General features: G+C 58.5%; 10 protein-coding genes. 3 read left to right on the top strand and 7 right to left on the bottom strand.

The window, feature by feature from the left end:
• Positions 1 to 447: 447 nt before the first annotated feature.
• On the top strand, positions 448 to 609 hold the full coding sequence (locus Q2M23_RS42430; RefSeq protein WP_316399325.1) for a hypothetical protein: 162 nt from the start codon (positions 448 to 450) through the stop codon (positions 607 to 609).
• A gap of 781 nt (positions 610 to 1,390) precedes the next feature.
• Here the strand turns inward: Q2M23_RS42430 and Q2M23_RS42435 are convergent.
• Positions 1,391 to 1,951 (bottom strand): DUF4760 domain-containing protein, encoded by a 561-nt coding sequence (locus tag Q2M23_RS42435; protein WP_316399326.1) that lies wholly within the window; start codon positions 1,949 to 1,951, stop codon positions 1,391 to 1,393.
• A 1,006-nt stretch (positions 1,952 to 2,957) separates the two neighbouring features.
• Between Q2M23_RS42435 and Q2M23_RS42440 the strand changes: the two genes are divergently transcribed.
• Entirely contained in the window at positions 2,958 to 3,134 is a 177-nt protein-coding gene (locus Q2M23_RS42440; protein WP_316399327.1) for a hypothetical protein, read from the top strand.
• Positions 3,135 to 3,753: 619 nt separating this feature from the next.
• Positions 3,754 to 4,131, top strand: coding sequence for a hypothetical protein (locus Q2M23_RS42445; RefSeq protein WP_316399328.1), 378 nt, complete (start codon positions 3,754 to 3,756; stop codon positions 4,129 to 4,131).
• 84 nt (positions 4,132 to 4,215) lie between these two features.
• On the opposite strand, the gene Q2M23_RS42450 is transcribed toward Q2M23_RS42445, so the two are convergent.
• The 6 genes from Q2M23_RS42450 to Q2M23_RS42475 form a co-directional block, all read right to left on the bottom strand.
• Entirely contained in the window at positions 4,216 to 5,208 is a 993-nt protein-coding gene (locus Q2M23_RS42450; protein ID WP_316399329.1) for a hypothetical protein, read from the bottom strand.
• 112 nt (positions 5,209 to 5,320) lie between these two features.
• Entirely contained in the window at positions 5,321 to 5,698 is a 378-nt protein-coding gene (locus Q2M23_RS42455) for a hypothetical protein (protein ID WP_316399330.1), read from the bottom strand.
• 212 nt (positions 5,699 to 5,910) lie between these two features.
• On the bottom strand, positions 5,911 to 6,594 hold the full coding sequence (locus tag Q2M23_RS42460) for a hypothetical protein (protein WP_316399331.1): 684 nt from the start codon (positions 6,592 to 6,594) through the stop codon (positions 5,911 to 5,913).
• Positions 6,595 to 6,837: 243 nt separating this feature from the next.
• Complete coding sequence (locus Q2M23_RS42465) at positions 6,838 to 7,653, bottom strand: 3'-5' exonuclease (protein WP_316399332.1); 816 nt, start codon at positions 7,651 to 7,653, stop codon at positions 6,838 to 6,840.
• A 68-nt stretch (positions 7,654 to 7,721) separates the two neighbouring features.
• Positions 7,722 to 8,711, bottom strand: coding sequence for an ATP-dependent helicase (locus Q2M23_RS42470; protein WP_316399333.1), 990 nt, complete (start codon positions 8,709 to 8,711; stop codon positions 7,722 to 7,724).
• 2 nt (positions 8,712 to 8,713) lie between these two features.
• Positions 8,714 to 10,489 carry an ATP-dependent nuclease gene (locus tag Q2M23_RS42475; protein WP_316399335.1) on the bottom strand — a complete coding sequence of 592 codons (1,776 nt, stop codon included), beginning with the start codon at positions 10,487 to 10,489 and terminating at the stop codon, positions 8,714 to 8,716.
• Positions 10,490 to 10,620 lie beyond the last annotated feature (131 nt).

Below are 10,620 nucleotides of genomic sequence, written 5' to 3' on the forward strand. Positions count from 1 at the left end.
GGCCACTTCTACATCCACAATGGCGACGATTCAGCCTTCGTTTGCGAACGCGGCTGAGTTCTTCAACAGCCTGCTAGGTGGAGTCTTCGGCCGTCTAGATTTCCGACCTCCGCGTGATATCCGATGCCGAGGGGATTGTTGAAATTCTCTAGCGCGAAACGCAGCGCATCTGCCGATGCTGCCGTCGGCCATCTCGGCATTCAGGTTCAAGTCTCCGGAAGGAGTGTTCTTAAACGAAAGCATAAACGCACGCGGATTTCAACATCCTCATCCTCGCGAGAGACGACGGTCGACGACGTCAATACATCGCGCCCACCTACCTTCACTGTGGTGTTGTTAGAAGTACGCCGCTAACCGTGAATCTGCCCGTGACCATATTCGGGGTTCCCTTTCGATCTGAGTGACCTAGCGGCGATCACCTTTGGTTTCAAGTATCGGGCCAATTGCGTGAATGCACCAGATATTCCGGTGCATGACATCGGCACTGAGATGGTGCAAGCCGTCTTCGTCGGCGTTGTTCGCAGCCCGGCCGGCGCCAGACCACGATGCCATTGCCCGCTGCGCAGGGCCTTGGTTGTCGTCGTGATCATCAAGCGCAAAGAGGACTGAGCCACATGCACGGCACTACCAACCATTCGATAGGCCGCGACATCACCGAGCTCGATCTGCTCTGGGATCGTGCTCGACCGAGATCAGTGGCACGGTCTCGATAAGTTCTACGTGTCCGCGCAGGATTGGATAGACGGCGTGTATTACGTGGATTGCAGCTCGCGGGGCTCCCGTTCGGGCGGGGGTGAGGCATCGTGCCTCCGGTCGACTGGCTCATTCAACATTTTGATTGCTCTCCTGACCCCTGGGCAATCCAGGGCAAAAAAGGCAGGAGAGTCACTCTCCTCCCATATTGAGCTAAGTACTTCTGTCGCAAGAGCTTCGTTTGCATATACCGGGCGGTGACTAGGTGAGATCAGCGAAGCCAGTGTCTGCAGCAGCTCAATCGAGAATCGCGTCTCTTCACCTATTCGAGAGTCTTCCCTGTAGGCTCGCGGTAGTCCGCTGAGCTGAGGGTCCAAGTGATAATCCATGATGAGCCCGCCCGTGCGTCAGGAAATAGAGATACCTTGTTCGACCGTGCATCTGACCGCGCAACGATCGACCGTGAGACGGTTGCTGCACGGTCGCTTCCATGCGGTTGTTTGCAAGCATTATCAGACGCTTAGGTTGATCATGCAGCCGCCGTGCAGCAACCGTGCACTACGTTTCCCATCGATACGTCTTTCCTCCCCTTAAGGGCCTTAAGGGAGGGAGACTGCACGGTGGGCGCTGTTGGCGTGCTAGCCCGATGGACGACGTCGAAATGATCAGTCTAGCAGGCTGGCTTTCCAGAGAACGCCTAATAGAGCGGTCCATTGACTCTTTCGATTGCGCGTCGTTTTGCTTTGCCTGCGTAGTCTTCCCGAACAGCGCGCTTCTGCCATCGCTTACTCACTGTATCTAGGTCAATATACGACAACTCGCTTCCCTGCTTTTGTCGAAACCATTCGATGAGGGGTTCGCTCTCGTCGTAGCACCAGGGTAATAAGTCCCCCCAACAATCAAATGCCACGCGATCATCGAAAACGTGGCGATTGATGCCAACAGATATTAGTTCGCAGATATTTAGCCAGATACGTACCTTCTTGTACGCGGGCGTCTTAATGTAGCTTTCAAAATGAACGCCCGGGCTTTTGATGTTTGCGAGCTCGGCTTTGAAAGTCTCGTAGGTTTCCAGGCACTCTTTGTCCATTGAGGCCTTCAAGAAGAAATCGATCGTGGCGCGCTTGCGGGCGATCTGCCGCTGAACATGAATAGAAGAAATTGCGATGATTGCTGCGACAAATGCAATCGCCGCTGCCAACCACTGGGGAATTGAGCCCCATATTTCGCCTTTCGGAAGCATCCAATATTCGATCACAGGCCACCGTCGTGTATGGCGAGGGTCCGGAGCGGTCCGGGCAGCAGGGCCGCTCGTCTCAATTCATGAGAAGCTTCGGCACTATTGGCGGACTTCTTGCCGTACATTGTGTGAAATTCTTCTTGTCGGAATAGATCAGCTTCCAGCGAGTCGGAATTTGGTTGCCCAGAAGCTGTCCATGGCAGTTTGTTACCGTGTTGCAGTCAATGAATGTGACTGTGAGCAGTACCGCACCGTTCGGTTTCACCAGCCCGTCGCGTATACGGTATTGCCTGACACTCGAGGCCCGGCGCGAAATTGGTGAACGAGCCGCTGAAGGAATCGCCGGAAGTTGACTAGATCGTCAGGATAGAACCGCCTTCATTCTTCCAAGTTGAAAATAGCGGCAGGTTTTGCGCGAAGGACAGTGGCAGTCGTGGCCAACAGCAGGCATATCGTCGCAAGCACTTTCGCTTTCATCGGTCACTCTCCTATCCATCTAAGTATTCTTCTTAAGTCGAAATAGGCCGCATACTAACGCTAAGATTGTGGGCGGTTCAATAGGGTAAAGGCTGATGGGATGGCTGGTGAGCCAAACCAAGTCGCTGCCGGAGCCCAGTCGAAAGCTGTAATCTGGAAGGGCTCGCTGCTGAATGGCTGGTGAACTTTTTCGGTCATGCCTGTCACAGAATGCCCCGGTGGGGCGTTTATATCTATGAGGGCCTACTGGCTCCTCACTTTCCTCAAGCCGCTCGGGCAACGGCTCTAGAGTTCCCGCATCCCCGGCAAACGGGGCGTGCTCTGGACCGCGCTTACGGTTGATAAGCAGCCAGGGCTGGCCACGCAGCGACCACCGCCGTCGCTTCCACCCGGCCGCGATGGGACAATACAGCGACAGGTCCGCGAGGATCGCCGAACCCGAACCCCAGGGTTTGGTAGGGGCAATGAGAGGTGAAGCAGGCGCGGCCCGAACAGTTTCTAGAGCAGGACAGGCACCCTTAGCCGCCGTCCTCCTGAAAGGACCGCCATGACCGAGCAAACTGAACTGCCGCCCGATGGGCAGACTTTAAGCGTGACCGAGTTGGCCGCCATCTCTATCGACAACCGTTTCACCCGCATGGCCGACGCGCTTGAAGGATCGAGGAAACGAGCGAACGAGAAGCGCGTGCCGCAGAGCGAACCGCCCAGGCGCTCGAAATGCTAACGGCGTTCTTCGTATCCTGCATCGGCGTTAGCCAGGCTTATTACCACGGCGCGTCGACGAAACGCCCTCTGAACTATCTACATATGCCCTATCGCCTCCGTCAGGATGTTTGTCGACGGTCCTCTTCGCTGCGGCAACGCTTCCAGATAGGTCATCGTCCTGACAGTTTGACCGCCCCGAGAGGCGTGATCTCGACCGGGAAACCGCCCCCGGGCTGTGACCACTAGTCGGTGCGCCGAATATTCGAGCTCGTCTGCCACGTCCGCGGTTCCAACCCTGTTTCCACACAAAACAGCTGCAGGGTCCTGACGTTCCAATAAACAATGGCGACTCGACCAGTGTCTCCGATCAACCGCTAAGGCTCCACGATTACTGACCGCGTTTCCTTTGCGTGCGCATTCCGACGAAGTCGGCCGTGGATTCCCGCGCGCCGATGGATTCCGTGGATCTGCGCTTATACCGGCGCACGCGTCAACGAGATCACGTCGTTACTGCCGGACGACTTCCGCAATTTGGCCGGTGTGCCGGTCTTGCGCATCAGGGCGGAGAACACAAAGACCGATGAGTATCGGATCGTGCCGATCCATGATCACTTGATCGAGCAAGGGCTCCTGGTCACGTGAAATCACACGGCAGCGGACCGCTATTCTACGACCCGGCTCGCAGCCGTGTCGGCACCGATGCCAACCCGCACTGGCAAAAGGTCGGCGAGCGGCTGGCGGAATGGATTCGCAAGCTCGGCATTCCGAAGGGCGTCCAACCCAATCATGGTTGGCGCCATCGTTTTTCCAGCGCAGCGATGGATGCCGAAATGGATGAGCGTATCCAGAACATCATCCAAGGCCATGCTCCGGCAAACGAAGCACGCGCTTATGGCGATCTCTGGCCTCAAACCGCGCAGCGCGAAATTAGGAAGCTACCGCGTTACGAGGTTGGCGCGCCGCTTTTGGCGCGCTGCGACGGCATTCGAAAAAGGGTGCTCGCGTGTCGTTCGTGAGTTTGATTTCCCAAGGTGCGCGTTCGATCACATTCGCCCGCTCACGGGTGCCTCCCGAAGCCTAAAAAGGCCGCCGACGGATTTCTACCTCTCAACTAAGGGAGCAGTAGCGGGCCCTGTTGGTTCGCTGTAGTACGTGCCGGTGTCAAACTTGAACTTGGCGTCGATCATCTCGAGATAGGCGGGTGCGATCGCTTTGCCGATCGCGCCCAACCCTTCGACCATCCAACGGAAATGATCGTCTAACACCTTCCAGTTCTTATTCCATGTCTCGCTCACAGGGGTGTCTTTGCGGCGCATGTACGGCACGAGGCGGTGGATCATCCAATTCGTCTCGGTGGATCGATTGACGAACATCGGGTCACTCACGCGATTTGGCGGCGCGACCAAGCTCACATCCAGCTTGTGTTCGATCATTAACTTGTGGGACTCGCCAAACAACGTAAAAAGGCCTCTGTGGGCCTCCACGTTGAACATCTGATCCACTTTGAGGAGAAGCTTGATTGTCTCTGGTTTTAGGTTGGATTTCGAACCAATCAGCTTCTCCTTTATCTTGCTTTCTGCTGTCCGCCGATTCTTGACTGCCTTCTCGTTGTCCTCTTCGGTCCACGGCCTGTCGTCCGGCAAACCCTTCCGTCCGAAGAGCATTGCGAAGTCTGTCATGTTGTTCGCCGCCGCAGCGAGAATGAAAGCTTGGTCTTTGATGCTGCGCTGGATGATGTAGCCTTGCAATGGGTATCCGTGACTGGCGACGACATCTGACGCCCGCACGCTGCGGAACATCGTTAGATACATCAGGACGCAAGTGGCATAGTTCTGCTCTGCCTGTGGCCAGCCTATCTTGTTGTTGAGTTCGATTTGCTCCAGCAGCGTTTGTCCGAAGAAATCGAGAAAGCAGTCCGTCAGGATGCGCACGCCGTAGTAGGTGTCATTGAACACGCCCCCGATCTTTTTCTCCGCTTCAAAGACCGGGCCGAAGGTTCGTCCCCCGTAGATCCCGTCATGACCGAAAGTTTCGAAGAGCAGCATCTGGCGTTGCTTAATTTCTTCCGCTTTGACCTTGTCCGGTTCTGCCATCTCCTATCCTCCCTATCTCCCGTTCCGTGGCACGCTATGCCCTTTCCGAGCTGCTCCAAAAATCTCGTGATCGCGCCATGCTCACGCAAAAGAAGGTAAGGGAGGCACACTATTAAGTGTGAGATGGTGATTGCCCGATCTTTTGGAGGGGCTGCCTTTTGACCTCGAAGATGTAGAAGTACGAATGCTTCTCATTCCGCTGGCAATAAAACGTCAGCGAAAACGTCCGATCATTGAGGTACGTTTCATTGTCGGGCGGGCGACTGCCAGAGCCTGCGCCTCTCGTCACGCGCTCTTTGAACGTGCTTCTCTCTTTGCAATAGATGCAGTGCGCGTCGAATTGCAGATCAGGACCGTCGATTAGCCGCTTTACGTACGACCAATCACCTTCCAGATGCCGTTCGCGATACAATCCGTCTTCGGTAAACAGGGTTTGGACCGGCGGTAGTTGCTCGGAATCATCGTCGTCTTCGACTTCAGTGTCGGCCATGCATTCTCCTGCCGGATTCGGTATCGATATAGCACGCGAGCGTCCCTTGCGCACTGCAACCTGAGCATCAGTGTTGGGAAAATCTCCCGCCGAAGAACGCAGAAAGCCGGCCCTAAGCCATGCGAGTAAGGACGTGCGCGTTGAGCTCCTTAGTGGAGGCGCCCTAAGGGACTTCCAGATTATCTGCGGGCGGTGTGAAAGTGTAGATCGTCCTACCGCCCATGTGGGGGGCGCATCCAGCTCGCTTGTCTCGTGCAGCGAGATCCGCAGCAAACGATGCTTGATCCTGCGCCGAACTCCGTCTCTGGGAAAACCAGCCGTTCAAGGAAAGTCAAGTTCCTGCCACTCTTGTCGGCGAGAGCTTGGGCGGCTTTTACCCAGTCCCCTTCGATAGGTTTTCGCTCCATCTTGATGGCGACGTCGAGGTCGCCGAGGTCATCGCGGTCGGTGAGATAGGAGCCGAACACGCGCACCTCAGTAACATGGTGGAGGAGCTCGCCGTCGCTGTTGATCCTTTCAGCGCGCGCAAGAACCTCTTTGAGCAGAGCCGCGGCGGCTGCGCGGTTCATGCGCGGAACCAGGAATTTCATCCCGGTCGCGTGTCCCTCGTCCGTAACCCGATAGACCATGCGGCCGTCGCTCTCTCGACCCTCTTCGCAGATCAGATCGTGGGCGAGCAACGCTTCGATCAGGCCGTGCGTCTGAACCGTAAAACTCGGCACTTTGGGCAGGCGGACGCCGAAGATCTTGTCACGCTTGCGTGCAGTCGTCCAAACGCGCAGGGCGTGGCCGCGATTGGATCCGTCGAGCTTGCCGGTTTCGATCAACTCATCGATGGTTGCGCTGCCGCCATGCCTGAAGAGGTGCTCGTCGACCAGGGCGGCATGGAAAGCCATCCGAGTTCGTCGCATCGGCCAGCAGGTCGCGAACGAGCTTGGCCGGCTGCCCTCCGATCAGGGTGTTACGGTCGAGTTTCATCGCGCTTCCAGGTGTCTTGCGATGTCGGCCAACTCTTTCGGAAACCATGCGGCGCACAACCGCCGCCGGCTCACGCGCGCTCTTGCCAGCGAGCGCATGCCGGGCCCGGTCGCGCTTCTGAATGGTCGCGGCGAGGCGCTCGGTGAGATCCGTCGGCCCACTCATATTGCGATCTCCGACACACCTGCGTCTGTCAGAAGCTGGAACAGCTCGGCGACACGTTGCCGCCGTCCCCGTTTGCGGCAGAATGTGAAGATTGCCCGCTGCTTCGCTCGGGAGAGTGCGACGAAGAATGTGGCGAGGCCCTCTGGGTTTCCGGGTCTGTGCGCCCACCATGCCTGATCGTCGAGGCCAACAAAAACGATCGTGTCGTACTCGAGGTCTTTACTCTTATGGACCGTCATCAATGGGATCTGGCCTAAACCCTCGAAAGCGTCGAGTGTGGAAACCCATGTCGGCGATCCGTTCGCTGAGGCTGCCAGGCGGAGCCTGAAGGCTTCGGCCATGATGGCGAGAAGGTCGCTTGTCGCGTATTCGACATATGTTCGCGCGACGGCTGCCAAGTTCAGGAATGCATAGACGCGGTCGACGAATGCCTGCGCGCTGGCCGCAGATGGCGGCGTGTTGGTCATGTCTGCGCGCAGTGTCGCGACGAAGGTCGCGAGTTCGTGCTCAGTTCGAGCCCCACCGCGGTCGTCGCGGTCAGCAATGGCGCGTATTTCGAGCAGAGCCGTTGAGGCGAGTTGCCAAGCATCGGCCGCACGGCGAACCGAGCCCAGCCGAAGCAGCGCCACTGCGATCCTTGCAAATGTGTCGGTCAAAAGATCCTGCAACGTCGTGCGACCGAGCGCATGGCTCTCGTTGCGGAGGCGCAAGCCTTCTCTCGCGAATGGTTCGGCGAGATCAGCCTCGATATCGTCGGACTTCTGCTTGACGAGAATGGCGTAGTCGCGCGGTGCGCGACCGTTGCCAGCCACCGGCCGAGATGGGCGGCCTCGCGGGCTTTGGTGGGGCTATTCCAGACCTGGACGACGTCGCCGTCGATTTACCGGGCAGCCTGCGCGATGGTGGCCGTAGCATTCGGATCCAGGGCTCGGGCGACTACATGTTGAATACGAACGAGATCGGGCGAGGATCTGAAATTGAAAAGGAGCGGTATGCGTGCCGCTGCGAAGTCTGCTTGGCAACGCTCGAAGGCATCGGGTCGCGCGCCCGCCCAGGTCATGATCCGTTGCTTGTCGTCACCAACGGCTGTGATGGCAACATTCGCGTCTTGGAATGCCGACAGCAGGAAATCGTACTGCGCGTAGGTCGTGTCCTGGAACTCGTCCACGAAGACGAAGGGATATGTCAGCTGGAGAGCCCAACGAATATGGGGGCTTGCCCGCAGCAGAAGCTCAGCGAGGCGATTGAGGCTGACGAAAGTCATGCTTGAGCGAGGCTGCGCACCAAGCCGGCTTGCCCACCATCGCTGGATGGTCAGTTCGGTTCCAGTTTGCGCCGCCGCGCGCGCGATCGGCAAGCGATATGCCCCGACATGGTGCGGCTCGAAATCGCCTGCACTGAGCCCGGCGATCTCCGTCTTCCACGGGTTGGGGGCATTCAAGAGGGCGTCCTGGAGGAAGCCGGTGACCTGACGAAAAGTCGGTGGGGGGAACGGGATATTATATGGACGGCTTGACCTCCAGTCGATGGGTATCGCCGTCAGAAAGCGATCGACCAGACTTTTCGTGAAGGCGTCGAAGGTGAGCGAGGTGAAGCGGTGCGAAAGCTCGGAAGGGCAGCGCTTGCGCACACGCGCGGCCAGGTTAGCGGCCGCGTCGGTTCTGAACGAAATCGCCAGCACACGGAGCGGCGGGGGGCATAAGCCTGTCTCAAGTAGATAGGCAGCTCGCTGGGCGAGAAACTCGGTCTTGCCCGCTCCAGGTCCGGCGACGACGCAGACTGATCCGGATTGGCGCAACGCACGCCAGGCATCAGGTTCGAGATCATCGATATCGCGTGGTCGCCAGTCTTCTGGTCGGACGAGAATCATGATTAGGATGAGGGTGGAGCCGGCGTCAGGCGGGCTACGATTGAGGTGAGGAGGGCCCTGAGCTCTTCGGGAGCGGCGTTCGTCAGCGCTTCGGGCGTTTGGGCACTGAGCACACGAACGTGCGTGCTTGGCTTGCCGCGTCCAAGGAACAAGTAGCGGTACCAACGCAGCAGCTGGTCTCGTGTCGTTGTGTAGAGATCGCCGCGACCTGCCTCTCCAAGAACCGCTGTCCGGGGATCTCCCAGCGGTGAGGGGCCTTGTCGTCCTGGTTCGATGATCTGATAGGCCGCTGGAAACGCTTGCAGCATGGAATAGTCGAGATCAAGCGGCGTGCAGAAAAAAAAAACGTGGAACTGGCGCAGCCAATAGATCCAGTTGTTCATGTCGGCGATATTCTGAGGCGGCAGGGCATCGAATGCGGCGAGATCGGCTGCCGCGGCGGCCGGGTCGAGGTGCTGCCCGAAGATGGCTTGTGGGTTGATCCCCATCGCCAGGAGTTGGGTGCAAGTCGTCTTTATACGCCCCCAACCTCCGCCGTCACGGCCCCAGTCGAGATCGAGAAGCGTTGCATATGGGATGTCGAGATCAGTTAGCAACTGCCACAGGTGGTTTACGTGGCGACCGCCGCGCGGGACGACCGCCACGAACGACCGGTCAATGTCGAGACCCATCGCTTCAGCAACGCGGGGTAGCACCACTTCCTCGGACGCGCCTTCGCCCAACACAACAAAACGTGCGAAGTAGAGTTCCGGATAGGTGCGCACCGGCTCGCGCACAAATTTTGATGCTTCCTCCTGGTCGGCTGGAAGGCGGATCGCCCGGACGCGCGCCGTGCGGTCGGCTGGGTCAAGCCGACAGTGCCTGACCTGCGCTGGATCGACCCTGGCAAGAATGCTTGCCGAATGGCTGGAGATCACGGCCTGTGCGCGTGGGCCGGCCGTGAGTTCCTCGACCTGGCGAACGATACGCGAGAGGTAAAATGGCGCGAGGTTGTTCTCCGGCTCTTCCACCGCGATAAGCGTCAGAGCGGGGAGGGGAACGCCACCCGGGTGAAAACCTGCCGCGGCGGGTTTTGCCGCGATGTTGGCTTCAACGTCCAACGTGGCGGCGGTCATCGCCAGATGGAAGAGCGAACGCTGTCCGTCGCTGAGATCGTCCAGCGCTCGCTCGCGGCCAGCCTCGTCGGGCCGGAAGACGACTTCGACCTTGCGGATGAACTCTTGGAAGCGCAAGTCGATCGGGCGAAAGAGCGGCGTGGTGTCCGTACCCGCCGTGTGGGCTTGCTGCCACCGCCTAGTGACTGGCCCCACGACGATATCGACCGCCGGCTCGGTGGCAAATGCGCCGTTGAGGGTGGCGCCAACATCAGCGAAGGTCTGCCTCACGCCTTGCGACCAGTTGATGGCACGCCACAGGCGTCCGCGCAGAAAGGCTGTCACCTGGGAGGCGCCGTCACGTGACGCCGGTACGTAGATCATTTGAATGCGAGCGCGGTCGAGTGTCTTAAGCTCGATGCAGTCGGCCTCGACAAACGCTCCGAAAGTGCGAACGGCCCAGTGCTTTTGCTCTACGGTCCCTTCAAGCGAACCGTCGTCGGTCCATGTGGCTTCAAGAAGCAGCCGGCATTTTAGACGACCTGCATCGTCGGTCGCCATCTGTTGGAAGAACTCAGGAATGGCGCCCGCGTTCACGTTACCGGCGTCGAGTTCCGGAAACGTGAGAATTGCTTCAAGAACTAGCGTCCGCTCGAGCGGTGGGGCGGGTTCAGCGGCCGGCACATGGAAATCTTGGCGACGAAGGCGGCGTTGCTCGCCGGTGATGCCGAAGAGGCGTTAGGTGGTGTGGACACTAGCGCATCCATAGAACAATGGCAGCGAGAGTGACGACGGCCCGGTAATTCCGGGCCGTT

This window comes from Bradyrhizobium sp. 33ap4 (assembly GCF_032654765.1).
Classification (GTDB): domain Bacteria; phylum Pseudomonadota; class Alphaproteobacteria; order Rhizobiales; family Xanthobacteraceae; genus Bradyrhizobium; species Bradyrhizobium australafricanum.